This is a genomic window from Streptococcus vestibularis ATCC 49124 (assembly GCF_000188295.1).
In the GTDB taxonomy this organism is placed as follows: Bacteria; Bacillota; Bacilli; order Lactobacillales; family Streptococcaceae; genus Streptococcus; species Streptococcus vestibularis.
The window spans coordinates 643,450-658,133 of the sequence record NZ_GL831112.1; the positions used below are offsets into that span (position 1 = coordinate 643,450).

Annotated in this window: 16 protein-coding genes and 2 pseudogenes; 16 read left to right on the forward strand and 2 right to left on the reverse strand. The window is 39.0% G+C overall.

The window, feature by feature from the left end; translation table 11 throughout:
- Positions 1 to 211 precede the first annotated feature (211 nt).
- From HMPREF9425_RS03235 to HMPREF9425_RS03265, 7 genes are all read left to right on the forward strand, one after another.
- Positions 212 to 1,054 (forward strand): aldo/keto reductase, encoded by an 843-nt coding sequence (locus tag HMPREF9425_RS03235; RefSeq protein ID WP_003096734.1) that lies wholly within the window; start codon positions 212 to 214, stop codon positions 1,052 to 1,054.
- A gap of 97 nt (positions 1,055 to 1,151) precedes the next feature.
- Positions 1,152 to 1,838: a DUF1275 family protein gene (locus HMPREF9425_RS03240; protein WP_003096735.1), complete on the forward strand. Its 687-nt coding sequence runs from the start codon at positions 1,152 to 1,154 to the stop codon at positions 1,836 to 1,838.
- Positions 1,839 to 1,930: 92 nt separating this feature from the next.
- Positions 1,931 to 2,563 carry a nitroreductase family protein gene (locus tag HMPREF9425_RS03245; protein ID WP_037621397.1) on the forward strand — a complete coding sequence of 211 codons (633 nt, stop codon included), beginning with the start codon at positions 1,931 to 1,933 and terminating at the stop codon, positions 2,561 to 2,563.
- 163 nt (positions 2,564 to 2,726) lie between these two features.
- Positions 2,727 to 3,410, forward strand: coding sequence for a response regulator transcription factor (locus tag HMPREF9425_RS03250; RefSeq protein ID WP_003094226.1), 684 nt, complete (start codon positions 2,727 to 2,729; stop codon positions 3,408 to 3,410).
- Positions 3,410 to 4,285 carry a sensor histidine kinase gene (locus HMPREF9425_RS03255; RefSeq protein ID WP_003096739.1) on the forward strand — a complete coding sequence of 292 codons (876 nt, stop codon included), beginning with the start codon at positions 3,410 to 3,412 and terminating at the stop codon, positions 4,283 to 4,285. The genes HMPREF9425_RS03250 and HMPREF9425_RS03255 overlap by 1 nt, the downstream gene beginning before the upstream one ends.
- A gap of 145 nt (positions 4,286 to 4,430) precedes the next feature.
- Positions 4,431 to 4,646 carry a hypothetical protein gene (locus HMPREF9425_RS03260; protein WP_003096741.1) on the forward strand — a complete coding sequence of 72 codons (216 nt, stop codon included), beginning with the start codon at positions 4,431 to 4,433 and terminating at the stop codon, positions 4,644 to 4,646.
- Positions 4,647 to 4,699: 53 nt separating this feature from the next.
- A complete protein-coding gene (locus HMPREF9425_RS03265; protein ID WP_003093431.1) occupies positions 4,700 to 5,011 on the forward strand; it encodes a DUF4352 domain-containing protein in 312 nt (103 codons plus the stop codon).
- Positions 5,012 to 5,062: 51 nt separating this feature from the next.
- Here the strand turns inward: HMPREF9425_RS03265 and HMPREF9425_RS03270 are convergent, their stop codons facing one another.
- The gene (locus tag HMPREF9425_RS03270) at positions 5,063 to 5,818 is read right to left on the reverse strand and encodes an ABC transporter permease (RefSeq protein WP_003093365.1); all 756 of its coding nucleotides are present in this window, start codon (positions 5,816 to 5,818) and stop codon (positions 5,063 to 5,065) included.
- A 4-nt stretch (positions 5,819 to 5,822) separates the two neighbouring features.
- Positions 5,823 to 6,743, reverse strand: coding sequence for an ABC transporter ATP-binding protein (locus tag HMPREF9425_RS03275; RefSeq protein ID WP_003094802.1), 921 nt, complete (start codon positions 6,741 to 6,743; stop codon positions 5,823 to 5,825).
- 248 nt (positions 6,744 to 6,991) lie between these two features.
- Between HMPREF9425_RS03275 and HMPREF9425_RS03280 the strand changes: the two genes are divergently transcribed.
- The 9 genes and pseudogenes from HMPREF9425_RS03280 to HMPREF9425_RS03315 all read left to right on the forward strand — a co-directional run bounded on the left by HMPREF9425_RS03280 (position 6,992) and on the right by HMPREF9425_RS03315 (position 14,562).
- The gene (locus tag HMPREF9425_RS03280; protein WP_003096747.1) at positions 6,992 to 8,284 is read left to right on the forward strand and encodes a PTS sugar transporter subunit IIC; all 1,293 of its coding nucleotides are present in this window, start codon (positions 6,992 to 6,994) and stop codon (positions 8,282 to 8,284) included.
- Entirely contained in the window at positions 8,271 to 9,134 is an 864-nt protein-coding gene (locus HMPREF9425_RS03285) for an alpha/beta hydrolase (protein WP_003096749.1), read from the forward strand. The genes HMPREF9425_RS03280 and HMPREF9425_RS03285 overlap by 14 nt, the downstream gene beginning before the upstream one ends.
- Before the next feature lie 180 nt (positions 9,135 to 9,314).
- A complete protein-coding gene (locus HMPREF9425_RS03290) occupies positions 9,315 to 9,764 on the forward strand; it encodes an Rrf2 family transcriptional regulator (protein WP_003096750.1) in 450 nt (149 codons plus the stop codon).
- 133 nt (positions 9,765 to 9,897) lie between these two features.
- Positions 9,898 to 10,758 (forward strand): VOC family protein, encoded by an 861-nt coding sequence (locus tag HMPREF9425_RS03295; RefSeq protein ID WP_003096752.1) that lies wholly within the window; start codon positions 9,898 to 9,900, stop codon positions 10,756 to 10,758.
- Positions 10,759 to 10,887: 129 nt separating this feature from the next.
- A complete protein-coding gene (locus HMPREF9425_RS03300; RefSeq protein ID WP_003096754.1) occupies positions 10,888 to 11,490 on the forward strand; it encodes a nitroreductase family protein in 603 nt (200 codons plus the stop codon).
- 424 nt (positions 11,491 to 11,914) lie between these two features.
- Positions 11,915 to 13,300: an amino acid permease gene (locus HMPREF9425_RS03305; RefSeq protein ID WP_003096757.1), complete on the forward strand. Its 1,386-nt coding sequence runs from the start codon at positions 11,915 to 11,917 to the stop codon at positions 13,298 to 13,300.
- 21 nt (positions 13,301 to 13,321) lie between these two features.
- Positions 13,322 to 13,722, forward strand: a pseudogene (locus HMPREF9425_RS10675) (ASCH domain-containing protein).
- Positions 13,723 to 13,994: 272 nt separating this feature from the next.
- A pseudogene (locus tag HMPREF9425_RS10490) lies at positions 13,995 to 14,213 on the forward strand (LPXTG cell wall anchor domain-containing protein); the annotation flags it as partial.
- An 88-nt stretch (positions 14,214 to 14,301) separates the two neighbouring features.
- Positions 14,302 to 14,562: a SemiSWEET family transporter gene (locus HMPREF9425_RS03315; RefSeq protein ID WP_003094097.1), complete on the forward strand. Its 261-nt coding sequence runs from the start codon at positions 14,302 to 14,304 to the stop codon at positions 14,560 to 14,562.
- Positions 14,563 to 14,684: the final 122 nt, after the last annotated feature.

A 14,684-nucleotide genomic window follows, 5' to 3' on the forward strand; every position in this document is an offset into this window, starting at 1 on the left:
GATAACATCGAAAAAATCATCGCAAGTGCTTGGGCATGGCATTCTAGCCATCCAAAAGGGTACGATGATAGAGGGTAATCATAAGGAATAGAAGCTCCATCTGGTCACAAACTACCACTTGGAGTTTTTCTCTACACATCGTAGTGAATCTTTGCATTTTTATCTTATATCTTTTAAGATAATTCTGTTACAAATTGAAAAGGAGAACAGGATGGAAACATATACACTTTCAAATGGCGTTACGATTCCTAAAATCGGTTTTGGGACTTGGCAAATTCCAGAAGGGGAAGAAGCTTATAACAGCGTTAGTTTCGCACTTAAGGCTGGTTACACACATATTGATACAGCACAAATCTACGGTAACGAGGTTTCTGTAGGTAAGGCGATTGCTGATAGTGATGTGGCGCGTGAGGATATTTTCTTAACTACAAAACTTTGGAATGACAAGCACGATTACGAATTGGCTAAGGCCTCTATCGTCGAGTCACTCGAAAGATTAGGTGTGGATTATTTGGATCTTTTGCTCATCCACTGGCCAAATCCAAAGGCTCTTCGTGAGAATGATGCTTGGAAGGCTGGCAATGCAGGTGCTTGGAAGGCAATGGAAGAAGCCTACAAAGAAGGTAAGGTGCGTGCTATCGGTGTGTCTAACTTTATGCAACATCACCTTGATGCTCTCCTTGAAACGGCTGAAATTGTGCCACATGTCAATCAAATTCTTTTGGCTCCGGGTTGTGCCCAAGAAGATTTAGTTGCCTATTGCCAAGAGCGTGACATTCTTCTTGAAGCCTACAGTCCACTAGGTACTGGTAGCATTTTTGGAAATGAAGACGTTGAAGCAGTGGCTGAACGTAACGGAAAATCAGTTGCTCAAGTTGCCCTACGTTGGAGCCTTCAAAAAGGTTTCTTGCCACTACCTAAGTCAGTGACACCAAAAAATATCGAAGCCAACTTGGATATATTTGACTTTGATTTGTCAGAGGACGACATGGCAGTCTTGGATAAGATTCAAGGCATTAAAACTCAGGATGACCCCGACACAGTTAATTTTTAATAGAATTGCAAGCAACTCGTGAGGGTTGTTTTTTGCTTGTCTCTTTTGATTTGCTATTGAAACTGTCATTTTTTTATTTATAGATGGGAGTTATGTAATGGAGTCTCGAAATCTTTTGCCTCAGAACACACGTATGATGGCAAATTTACTCAGTTTTTCAGGGGGAGCTTTGGATGTCTTTTGTCATATGTATTACCATAGTTTGGTTGCCACTCAGACAGGGAATATTCTCCTGTTAGTTGCTGACTGGCGTAGTAGTAACATGTACCATAACATGTTGCGATGCTTTTCCATCCTTTTCTTTTCCTTAGGTTTTCTTTTTGGCATGTGGTTTAAAGATCATCGTAAGAATGCCTACTGGCGTGTTTATGGTTTACTTCCTCTTTGCGTAATGACTGCCATTTTACCATTCTTGACGCCGAATGCTCTATTAGAGCTTCCGATTATTGCTTTTTCTGCAGGTATCATGATGAAGACTTTTACCGGCAGTCAGATTGAAAATCATCCCTTTGTGATTTTTATGACTTCAGGCAATTATCGAAGGATGCTGACGGCACTTTACTATGTTATTGAGGGGAGCGGAGTTCAGAAAGAATATCGTCGCCAGGCGGTCAATTATGGCTTTGTCGTAGTTAGTTTTGTGGTTGGTGCAGTTGTATCAGCTCTTCTGATGCATTTTATTCATATTAAGTCAATCTGGCTAATCACGATTAGCTTGATTACGATTATGGTTTACTATTCATCAGAAGTGAAACGTCTGGGACTCAAGAAAACCAATCTTTAAGCACTTTTGTAGCAATTATTTTTGATAAAAAATGTCTTGTGTTATAATTTTGATTATATTAATTTCGTCTAATGTTAAAAAGGAGACATAAGATGCCTGTAGTAAGTAATGATTTTTCAGATATCGTTTATAACCGTCGTTCCATTCGTAACTTTGATCCATCTGTTAAGATTCCGCGAGAAGAACTGTTGGAAATCCTAGATAAGACTGTTACAGCACCATCATCAGTCAACATGCAACCTTGGCGCTTTGTCGTCGTTGATAGCGAAGAGGGCAAGGAAAAATTGACACCTTTCGTTAGCTTCAATGGGGTGCAAAATGAAACGTCATCAGCCATGGTCCTTATTTTTGCCGATTTGAAGAGCCAAGAAAGAGCTGAAGAAATCTATGGTAAGGCCGTTGCACAAGGAAAAATGCCTGAAGAGGTCAAGGAGAAGCAACTATCAAGCATTGTACCAATGTATGACAATGCTCCACGTGAAGTGATGAATGAAATTGTTCATATTGATGCTAGTCTGGCTGCCATGCAGTTGATGTTGGTCGCTCGTTCTTATGGTTACGATACTAATGCCATTGGTGGCTATAAAAAAGAAGGTCTCGCCAAAGCCTTTGGACTTGATGAAGACCGTCATGTACCAGTTTTGCTCATTGCTCTTGGTAAGTCCAATGAAGAAGGTTTCGAGTCTGTTCGTTTGAATGCTTCTGATGTGACGACTTTTGCTTAATAAATAATTGACCGTCAGTCTCGGAAGCGAAGGCTTACGGTTTTTATTTTTCCTTTTATGCTATCAATAACTCATAATTCACCTTGTCATTAATTTGGCTTTTTGTTAAGATGAAAGAGAAAGTGAGCGTATACAATTGGTAGTATCATTGGAGGATTAAGACATGGCACGTATTTTACAGATTGAGGACAATGAGGATATCCAGAATATTCTTTTTAACTTGTTTTCTGAAGAACATGATATTATCCAAGCCTACTCTGGGACCGAAGGAGAGCTTGTGTTTCAAAGTCAAGAGATTGATTTGGTTCTCCTAGATATCATGTTACCGGGTAAAGGTGGCGAAGAAGTGCTTAAGTTTATCAGGCAAAGAAGCTCTGTTCCTGTTATTATGCTGACAGCCTTGGGTGACAAGCACTTGATTAGCCAGTACTTACTTGATGGTGCAAATGATTATATCGTTAAGCCCTTTGATCTTGAAGAAGTTTATGCGCGTGTCTCGGTTCAACTACGTGAACACAGCAAGGGAAGTGATAGGCCTGATAACATCTATCAAGTCAAAAATATCACGATAAACTCAGACAGTTTTGAAGTCTCCTGTCAGGGAAAAGTCATTCGTTTGGGTAAGAAAGAGTTTCAAATTTTCCACACACTCCTTCAAAATCCAAAGAAAATTTTTACTAAAGATGACCTTTATGAGACGGTTTGGGAAGCCCCTTATCTATCATGTGATAATACATTGAATGCACAGTTGAGTAATCTACGTAAGAAACTAGCCCAAGTGGATGCGGGTACGGAGTATATCGAAACGATTTGGGGCTTAGGTGTGCGACTTAAAGGAGAAGACTGATGGAAGGACTGCTTATTGTATTGATAGGACTTCTTCTAGGAGCAACTACCTGTCTAGTTCGTTACTATTTGGCTGTAAAATCTCTCTCAAAGCAGATTGAAGAAAAGCTAGTTGAAGAAAGTCATCGACGAATTACTTTGAAAAACCAGCCTAAATCATTGGTTACCCTAACGAATCGGATTGAGTCTCTTTTTACCCAAATTGAAAAGACTAAGCTTGTCGCTCTCCAAGAAAAGAAAACCATGGATATGGCTATCAGTAATATTGCCCATGATATACGAACACCACTAACAGTAGCGAGCGGCTATGCTCAGCAAAGTCTTCGAAGTAGTAGGGAAGATGATATGGCTATGGAGAAGATTTCTAAAAATCTATTGACTGTTTCAAAGCGTTTGGAAGCCTTGTTGGAATATCGACGATTAACAGAGGGGGCCATCCAACCACAATTTCAAGATGTGGACTTTTCTCAACTTGTGGTTAGGTCTATCCTGCCTTACTATGACATGTTTCAAGAGACAGGGATTACACTAGATATTCAAGTAACCCCTGATATCCAATGCGAAATGGATCCAGATATTTTTGAACGTCTATTTCAGAATATTATCAGTAACGTTCTAAAACATGGTAAGAATCAAGCTCATCTGACATTGCAGAAAAAGGACGATGGCATTTATTTGTCAGTTAGTAATATGGTACAACAGCCGATACAGCATCTAGACCGACTAACGACCCGCTTTTATTCTGAAAACCTGTCAGACACCGAGGATTCCTCTGGACTTGGACTTTATATCACCGAACACTTAGTCCAAGTCTTAGAGGGTGAGTTGCATTTGTCCTATGAGAATGAATGGTTTTATTTAACAGTGAGATTATGAAAACATAAAGTTTATGTTTTTTATAATCTTTTTGTAACTTTGAGGGAAAAATAAAAATTAGAGAATTGCAATATAAAAATAATTTAATTTTTACTATAAATCCTTTAATTTATCTGATATAATTAATGTACGGAGGTAATAATTAATGAAAAAAGTAAAATTTTTAGAATTTATCGTTCTATCTGGGTTCTTAGTCGGTGCAGTTGTTATTTCTCTAATGAACCAAACAAGTGCTTCTGCAAAAACTGATAATGATTATCAATATAGCAATGTTATTTTTGGATTTAAAAATAAGAAAAATAAAAAAGTAAGGACATTCCTACTTATAAGATGTCAGAAACTTTTAAAATTGCAGATGTAGAATACACAATTCATACTAAAGAAGTCGTGTAAAATGTAGGTGGCGAATTTGGTATGAATGCAAAAGGTTCATATCTTATTCTAAACGTAACTGTAAAAAATAACGGTACTAAGGCTATTACAGTATCTGATTCTGACTTTAAGCTAGTTAAAGATAAAACAGAGTATAAAACTGATTCAACAGCAGGAATCTATGCAAATGATGATGCAAATCTTTTCTTTACCAGTGTTAATCCAGAAAATGAAGTGACTGGTAATGTTGTTTTTGATTTGAATCCAGATACAATCTCTGATACTAATTTGAAATTAAAAGTTGATGCTGGATTTGGAAACTCAAATAAAGCATTTGTGAAAATCAACGAATGATAACAAGAAATCAAAATAACATCGAGCGTGTGCACGATGTTATTTTTGTTCTCATAAATCTTGTTTTTCAAAAGTAATCAAGCCCAAAGCTGTGAATGCTAGGATAAATCCTACTGCCACGATTGCAGTATTTTGAATGATAGTTTTATCTGCAGTCATGCCGTAATTAAAGTTGAGTGACAAGTATTTCAAAATTTCTACTTTAGGGAAGATTGCTGCTGGTACGGTTAAAGCTACTAAACCAAGGGTGTAAGTCACAAAGGTTGTCACGATAGAATGTGTGAGGTAGAGGGCAACCGTGGTCAGACTTACCCAAGCTAGATTACACAAGAATTGGAGAAGGAAAGTTAATGCAAAGTTTCTAACAAAGTGATCAGGTACAGTTCCAAGACCGTGGCAAAGAGTACCTAGAACAAAGGCAAGGCCGTAAGACAAGAGGAGTTGTCCTAAAGTGATAGCTACAATGACGGTTGCCTTGGCGAAGAAGAATCCGCTCCGTGAAATGCCGGAGGTGAGATTATTCTTGTACAATTTTTGTGCTAAATCAACACCTAAAATGATAGAGACCACAATTAAAGTGAAGAGGACTGTCATGGAGATACTACTAGAGTAATTAATCAGTGATCCGACACCAGTCCACGAAGAGGCGCTTTTAACGGCTTGTTTTGCCCCAGTTTCTACGCCTACATGACCTGTGCCTCCCAATAGGACACCAGAAATAATGTTTAGGGCTAGGATAATTTCAGAAATCCAAAATCCTTTAGAACGAAAGAGTCGATAGAAATCGGCGTGAATAGTGTGTAACATGGCCCTACCTCCTTTCTGAATCTACTAGTTGTGTGAAGTAGTTTTCTAAGTCTTGACGTTTGTAGTAAATTTCATCGATCTCAACTTCTTGTTTAACCAGCTCTTTGACAATTGCCTTTATAACATGGGATTTGTCAAAAATATGAATTTCATTGTTGCCGTTAACCACTTTGAAGTGTTGATGGAGTTGGTCTTGGAGAATGCGACTAGCCAGGGCTAATTGGTTAGTTTTAAGAACGATATAGTCTTCGCTGAGATGTTCGAATTCGTCCTTAGTGATTTCACGGATGATTTGACCGTGATCAATAATGCCAAAGCGGGTTGAAACTTGATAGAGTTCAGACAAGATATGGCTAGAGATGAGAACTGTCATACCTTGCTCTTCGCTCAATTTTTTAATCATTTGGCGGAATTCTTTGATAGCAACTGGGTCGAGACCATTAATCGGTTCATCTAAAATAAGTAGGTCTGGTTTTGCAATCAGTGCAATAGCGATACCTAGACGTTGCTTCATACCCAGTGAGAAACTACGAAATTTTTTCTTACCAGTGTGTCCAAGTCCAACTGTATCAAGGATTTCATCAATGACATTGTCAGGATTTGGAACGTGATGAATCTTGCAGTAGTAACGTAGGTTTTGACGTGCATTGAGATGATTCAGGGCAACTGGTGTTTCAATCACAGAACCAACACGTTTCAGTGCGTGAGTCCACTCTGATTTGGAGGTAGAGTGGAAGAGGGAAACACTTCCTTGGCTAGGGCGGATGAGTTTTGTGATGACTTTAATCAGTGTTGTCTTACCTGCCCCGTTTCTTCCGATAAGGCCATAGACCTCACCCTTTTCTAAGGTCAGGTTTACATTGTCGAGTGCTAGGTGTTGGCCGTAACGTTTAGTCAGATGTCTGACCTCAAGTACCTTTTTCATGATAAGCCTCCTTTCGCTTGTTTGATACTGCTTTCTTTTCATCTTTATTGTAGTATAAAGTCATCAAATAAACATCAAGAAATTCTCAAATGTTTCTTAAATTTTTCAAGAAATCATAAAAATGACGGGGATTAAAGTCTGATAGTGTGTGCTGTAACCCAGGATTAAGGTAAGGCATCTCTCTTTGTGTTATAATGAAGAAAAACGTTGAATGTAAAGTTTATTTTGCCTTTTACTAGGAGTCTTTTATGACAAACTATTTGGTCCAGAGGTTTCTCTGGTTTCGTGAGCGAGGCTTCGTCCAAATTACGCAGAAAACCTTGGTTTCGCTCTTTCCCTTTTTCCTATTTTCAGGAATTATTCGGGTGATTTCACTATCGGTATTTTCAGAGCTTGGCTATGTCAATCAGCTGTTTTTAGTTTCTGACTGGTTACCGGCCTTTAAGATAACTGGTCAGGTGCTCATTAATCTTTCCAACTTTCTTGGTGGCTTAGCTGGGCCCTTATCAACCTACTTTGCAGGAAAATACACAGCTGGTCACTATGGTAGAAGTACTGGTACAGCTGGTGTGACATCCCTTTTGGTTAGCTTAATTATAGGATCGCAGGAGCTGTTGCTGTCACCGCTAAACGATGGTGTTTTGACTCGCATCAATTTACCGGCTTCAATCAACATTATGTTGGCTATCTTTGTTGGCTATCTGGTTGGCCAGATTTTTCGCTTTTCAAGAGCTAGTGATGATCAGATTGTGGACAAGAACTATATTTATCAACCAAAGACTGTCCGTCCTATTTTTTTATCACTCATTTTAGCTATTGGACTTAACATTCTCTTTGTGATTGGAGAGCAGGCTAATATTTTTCAGACGATTAGGCAGGTTACCTCTACCTTTACTGTAACTGATAATCATTTGTTCTTAACCTTTATGATGGGACTTTTGAACACTTTTTTTGCTTGGATTGGTAATAGTCAGGCTTTTGCCCTAAATTCTATTGCCGAGGATAGTTTTGCCTTGGAAAATCTGACCTATGCTGTTTCCCATCATACGACGACTGGGCTTCCCCACCTTTACACACTAACAAATCTTTATCATAGTTATGGCTTGGTTGCTGGCATTGGCTCAGGGCTAGCCCTCTTGGTGGCTCTGCTTTTAGCATCAACCAGTTACAAGGATAAGAAGGTGAGTCTTCTAAGTGTCTTTCCTAGTCTCTTTAATAATGGGGCTCCATTTATGGTGGGGATACCAGTCTTGCTTAATTTAGTTTATCTGGTTCCTTTCCTATTGGCACCTATGATCAATATGGGTATTGCTGCGGTGGCCTTGGCTATTCATCTTATGCCAGCTGCGGTTTATCCAGTTCCAGATGGTACACCAAGTCTTCTTTTCGCCTTTATCGGAACTGGGGGTAGTTTACGAGCTCTAGCAATTAGTCTCCTCTGTTTTGCAGTTGACATTCTTATCTTTATACCATTTGTGCGTTTGTCTAATAAGGTACAACACGGTCTAAAAGAGGAAGGAGAAAGCCTTGAAACTAAATAAAAAAACTAAGTTGGTCTTTATCCTTGTTGCTCTCTTTCTTATTGGGCTAGCCGTCCCATCCTATAGTTGGACTAGGAAAAATGTCAAGGAAATAGAGACTTTCTATAATTCAAAATTATCTCCCATTATCATGATTCCAGGGAGCTCCGCTACGGAAAATAGATTTGATGGCCTAGTACGTAAGCTTAATCAAGACCGTCGTGGTGTCAAGCATAGCCTCCTCAAGGTTAAGGTTTGGAATAATGGGCGTATCACCTTTGAGGGTAAAATCAAAGCTAAGGACAACGAACCAGTCATTGTTATAGGATTTGAAAATAACAAAGATGGCTATAGTAATATCAAGAAACAAGCTAAGATGATGAATCAGGCCTTTGAAGCCTTGCAGAATAAATACAATTTCAATAATTTTAAAGGGTTGGCCCATTCCAATGGTGGTCTGATTTATACGGCTTTTATTGAAAATTATCTTAGCGACTACGATGTCAAGATAAATTCTTTGATGACTATCGGAACGCCCTATAATTTCACTGAAACCAATATCAAAAATAAATCAGTCATGCTAGCAGACTTTATAGCTGCCAAGGAGAATATTCCGTCTACCCTGCATGTCTATTCGGTAGCTGGAACCATTACCTATGATTCGGATGAGCTGGTTCCTGATGCTAGTGTGTCTGCTGGGAAATATATCTATCAGAATCAGGCAAAAAGTTATACTGAAATCACTGTTACAGGTGAAGATGCTCAGCACTCGGACTTGCCAACCAATGATGAAGTTGTGGATCTGGTCAAACAGCATATTGAGGGGCAGGGGGTCCGTAAGAAACAAAAGACCAAACTAGAGCCTCAATAGGATAGAATACTATCTATTATTAGTCTAGTTACTTATTATCAAATACAAAAGGATAGAGTTTACGATGGCTCTATTTTTTAGTGTAAGACTAACTTTTTGAATCGTTGTAACTCCTTGTTTTACAACGTTCTTTTTGTTATAATTAAGTAAAATAGCAAAGAAGAATGAGAGGTCCCAAATATGCAAATTCCAAGTCGCTTTACCATTGCTGTCCATATTTTGACCCTTATAGCACAAAATAAGGGAAATGAAACTAAGCTAACCAGTGATTTAATGGCAGGGAGTGTGGGGGTCAATCCAGTTATTATCCGTAAAACCTTGTCGCAACTGAAGAAAGCAGACTTGATTTCAGTTCAAAGGGGAAGTGGAGGAGCCACATTAGCCAAGACACCAGAGGAGATTAACCTTTTACAGGTTTATCGTGCGGTGGATAGCATCGGTCCAAGTGGCAAACTCTTTAGTTTTCATGACAATCCTAATCCAGCGTGTCCAGTAGGACGTAATATCCATGGGATTTTGGATCAGAGCCTAGTAGACGTTCAAATGGCAATGGAAAAAGAACTCGAAAAGAAAACTTTGGCTGGTATTTTAAAGGATGCTAAGGCTAACTGGAAAGAAGTTGGAGCTTGATTTTTAGATTTTAAACTATAAGAAATCGAAAGTTTTTCGGTTTCTTTTTAATTCCAAGTTGTAATGTTCGATATTACAATTAAACTGAGTATAATAATGTCATAGGAATGATTACAACACAGGAGAAAATCATATGACATACGACTACAATAGTAAGATTTACCTCGCAGAAGCGGTACTCAATGTGAAGGACTTGGCACGTCAGACAGCATTTTATACACAGGTTATAGGACTTGAAATCCTATCTCAAACTGCAACAGAAATTATTTTGGGTGCTGGAAACAAGCCGCTAGTTCACTTGATTGAAACCAATCGTGAGGAAGCGGTCAAGTCCAGTTATGGTCTCTACCATATGGCAATTATGTTGCCATCTCGCGAGGATTCGGCAGATGTTTTCAAACATATTGCTGAGCTAGACTATCCTTTTGTTGGTGCCGCTGACCACGGTTATAGTGAAGCTCTTTATTTGGAAGACCTCGAAGGCAATGGTATTGAGCTCTACAGAGATAAAACTGTTGCTGAATGGGATATTCGTGAGGATGGTCGCATCGTTGGTGTCACAGAAGCACTATCAGCTCAAGAAATTTACGAGATGGGGCGCAAGGTTGAGCCTTTTGTGATAGCTAAGGATACTCGCATGGGGCATATTCATTTATTGGTCAAAGATAGTCAGCTAGCAACGGCTTTCTATCAGGATGTTTTGGAGCTGGCAGATAAGTTTACCATTTCAAGTGCTAGTTGGATTGCTTCAGGTGATTACCATCACCACTTGGCTGTCAATGAATGGGGTGGCAAGAACTTAGTCAAACGTGAAGAAGATATGCCTAGTCTTGCTCACTACGTCCTTGAAGTAGCAAACAAGGAAGACTTGATTACCATAGCAGAACGTGCTAAGAATCGTGGAGCAGAGGTCAAATGGTTATCTTCTAATGCGTTAATCTTCGAGGATAATGATGGTATTTTGACACGAGTGAGAAAAAATATTAATAATTAGTGATTCCTGAGTCGTAACTATTGACATTACATTTGAAAGGTCTATAATGATTATTGTAATCAAACTTATTACAAATAAACTTAACAATTTTAACAATTAACATATATCACAAAGAAAGAGGGAATACCTATGACCTACTTTACAGACTTACAAACAAAACGCCGTTCTATCTATGCATTGGGAAAAGATGTGGAACTTTCAAATCAAGAATTGATTGATACTATCCAACGAGCGGTTCTTAACACACCAACAGCTTTCAACTCACAAACATCACGTGTGGTGATCTTGCTGGATGAAGAATCAGATGCCTTCTGGAATGAGATTGCTTATTCAGAGCTTGAAAAAGTGACACCTGCAGAAGCCTTCGAGGGAACAAAAGAACGTTTGAAAGGTTTTGCCCAAGCTAAGGGAACAATCCTCTTCTATGAAGATCAAGATGTGGTGAAAGGCCTTCAAGAGCAATTCCCACTTTACGCTGAAAACTTCCCAATTTGGTCAGAGCAAGGTCATGGAATCGCCCTTTATGCGACGTGGTTGGCTTTGGCTGAGAAGAATATCGGCATGAACGTACAACACTACAATCCACTTGTTGATGCCCAATTGGCTGAAAAATACGACATTCCAGCTAACTGGAAACTCCGTGCTCAAGCGCCATTTGGTCAAATTGTTGCACCAGCAGGGGATAAAGACATCCAAACAGAGGGTCGCTTCAAAGTTTTTGGTGACAAGTAATTACTTTAACTCGGGCAGTCAGTTGGACGATTGGCTGTACTATGACTAAACATTATCAAAATGATAAGACAAAAAAGTAGCAGGATTGAAAAATCTTGTTATTTTTCTATCCTAAGACCAGTTAGTAGATAAATGATAAATGAAAGCTAGAACTTGAGATTTGAAACCCTGTTCAGTTTCATAGTGTTTTCTAATTTAAATGATCCCAATTTACTAAAACTGCAAAATAATGGACGACTAAAGCAAAGTTTTGAGCAGTCGGTTTTTGATAGATATAGGCCACACGTTAGAAAATACTTGTTACGAAATCTTAATCTTGAATATGCTTTTTATTAATAGAGGTATAAAAACACAGAAATAGCTCTATTTTTGTCCTGTAGTATGGTATAATAGTGCGGTATTTCTCAGAAAATGGAGTATAAAAATGAGTATTTTTCGTAAAAAAGATGTTGGTTTGGCTCAAACCGAGATGAAACGGCATCTGACCCTTAGGGATGTCGTCCTCTTGGGGATTGGTGCCATGGTCGGAACCGGTATCTTTACCATTACTGGTACCGCAGCATCAACCTTGGCAGGTCCAGCCCTGATTATTTCGGTTTTGATTTCAGCCGTTTGTGTGGGTATGTCGGCTATTTTCTTTGCTGAGTTTGCCTCACGCTATCCATCCGCCGGTGGCGTTTATGGTTATCTCTATGCTTCTTGGGGTGAGTACCCTGCTTGGATGGGCGGATGGCTTACAATGATCGTTTTCATGAACGCCGTTTCTAGTGTTGCATCTGGTTGGGGAGCCTACCTCAAGGGGCTCTTGGCGAGCTTTGGTCTACAGCTCCCCAAGGCTATCAGTGGCCCTTTTAATCCGAGTCAGGGGACCTATATTGACCTATTGCCAGTCTTGGTTTTGGTGCTTGTAACGTCTCTCCTCCTCATGGATTCTAAACAAGTTCTTCGTTTGAACTCACTCCTAGTGGTGCTTAAGTTCTCTGCCTTGGCGGTTTTCATCCTGGTTGGTCTTTTCCATCTGAATCCAGACAACTGGGCTAACTTTGCACCATTTGGCTTTGGTCAAATTTATGGTGGTAAGACGGGGATTATAGCAGGTGCTTCTCTCATGTTCTTTGGTTTTCTTGGATTTGAATCCATCTCTATGACAGTAGATGAGATTAAGGAACCGCAAAAGAATGTTCCTCGAGGTATTGTTCTCGCTTTGATTATCGTCGCTTCACTTTATGCAGTTGTTTCATTAGTCTTGACGGGAGTTGTCCACTATACGAAGTTAAATGTCGACGATGCCGTAGCTTATGCCCTTCGTTACATTGGTGTGCCATGGGCAGCCAATTATGTATCGGTAGTTGCCATTATGACCTTGATTACCGTATGTATTTCCATGGCCTATGCCCTTAGTCGCATGGTTTATAGCTTGGCGCGTGATGGATTTCTTCCACAAACTTTCCAAAAGGTTTCAAAGACCCATAAGGTTCCACATCATGCGACACTTTTGACTGGTATCCTTTCAGCCATCTCAGCAGGTGTTTTCTCCTTGGCCAATATGGCATCCTTGGTTAACATTGCGACCTTGGCTTATTTGGTCCTCTTGGCTATTGCTCTTATCATTCTTCGTAAAGACAAGGGCTTGCCACAAAAGGGTGAATTTAAGGTTCCATTTGTTCCAGTCTTACCAATCCTTTCGATTATTGTATGTCTATCATTTATGAGTCAGTACAGTTGGCAAACCTGGTTAGCCTTTGGCATAGCAGTGCTAGTTGGTTCGGCTATTTATGCCTTTTACGGTTACAAACATTCTAAGTATTAAGATGAAAATGGTAGAGCCCTTTTGGTCTACCATTTTTTGATATTTGGAGTAGAGATAGACTATCTCGCAATTTGGTTTTGGTGGTACAAAAGACAGTAACTAGCTCACCTTTTGCCTTATATGCGGTTAGCTAGGTCCCATTGCTCAAGTAAAATACCGTTTGTATTATTGAAACAACTAAAGTTGTGGTTCTTCCTTTTAAACAAGTCAGCGTTGACCATGCTTACAAAGAAGGTGAAGAAGATCGAAGCCTAGCTTACTGGCAAAATATTCATGAAAACTTCTTTAGCAAATGGTTGCATAGGGATGGACTGAATTTTAGTCAGGTCAGTCTAGTCATTATAGAAGGATTTAGAGTGGTCTATCCTAGAGATCAAAAGCTCCCAATATCTTGGGGCTTTTTTACTTTAAGGGAAGGTTAACTTCTCTTTAAGTCTTATCTTAGGTTTATTGTGTTTAATAGAGTCATCACAAAAGTAAGTAGGAGGTTTAACAGATGACATACAAACATACCAAATAAACACAGGAATGGTATGCCATTAAGAAATCATCAAAATGGGAAAAAGCGGGGGCAGTCCTAGTAGCTAGCTTAATCTTGGGTAGATCAGTTTTACAAACTAATCTTGCTCAAAAATAAAATACAAACTCTAAGGCTAGCCAGTCTGATAAAAGTTCACAAACGAACCAAACAAGTAAATCAAGCCTACCCAATACCGGCGAGGTGAGTAGCTTGGGACTAGGCGCGTTAGGGGCTGTACTCATGACAACATCGTTTGCATTAAAAGGTCAAGGAAAGTCTCAAAATAAGATAAAAAGAACAGTAGTTATCTGTCTTTCCGGAGTAAACTACTGTTCTTTTTCTATATCATTTCATGATTATATGAGGATGAATAAAAATAAATATAAGTTTTGAAAAAGCTTGTAATCATTAGTTTTTTAGGATACAATTACTTTGATATTATAAGAATATACGTTCGCATTTTTAATAAAGGAGTTTGGCTATGAATGACAAACAAATGAAAATCGTCGGTTGGGTAGCAACATGTATGTCAGTATTGATGTATGTTTCTTATATCCCACAAATCATGGACAACTTGGCAGGTCATAAAGGAAACTTTATCCAACCCCTCGTTGCAGCTATTAACTGTAGCCTTTGGGTTTATTATGGTCTTTTCAAGAAAGAACGTGATTTACCACTTGCAGCAGCCAATGCTCCTGGTATTGTTTTTGGACTTATCACGACTTTGACATGTTTATTTTAAGCAAAAGATAGTTTAAGTGCTTTAAAAATCATTTGACAGTTTCTGTATTCCAGGACTGTCTTTTTTTAGCTCTATCATTTAAAGCATAAAAAAAGTATCTGATGAACAGATACAGTTTTTTA